Here is a 251-nt window from a genome sequence, read left to right on the forward strand (position 1 = left end):
GATATGGCCACAGCCGGGGCAAAGCAATTTGCGCCGGATCGTGCGGATCACCTTGAATGCGGCGGCTACGCGCGCGAGCTGTTCGGATGCGTCCTCGCCCAGCGGCTGCATGGTCGTCGCACACGTGTCACCTTCCGGCATAAAGGAGCCGGGTATTTCCGGCATATAGGCGCCAGAAGAAGCGGGTAGAAACGAGCATCTTGGTGGGTTCAAGAATGGGCGGTTTAGCTGCCGTTTGCAAGGTTCAAGTG

Annotated in this window: 1 pseudogene; it reads right to left on the reverse strand. The window is 59.4% G+C overall.

Features of this window, described 5'->3' with window-relative positions:
• A pseudogene (locus ACLFKU_RS44920) lies at window positions 1-126 on the reverse strand (IS66 family transposase zinc-finger binding domain-containing protein); the annotation flags it as partial.
• Between the last annotated feature and the right edge of the window lie 125 nt (window positions 127-251).

Source organism: Paraburkholderia sp. EG304, from assembly GCF_046543485.1.
GTDB classification, from domain to species: domain Bacteria; phylum Pseudomonadota; class Gammaproteobacteria; order Burkholderiales; family Burkholderiaceae; genus Paraburkholderia; species Paraburkholderia youngii.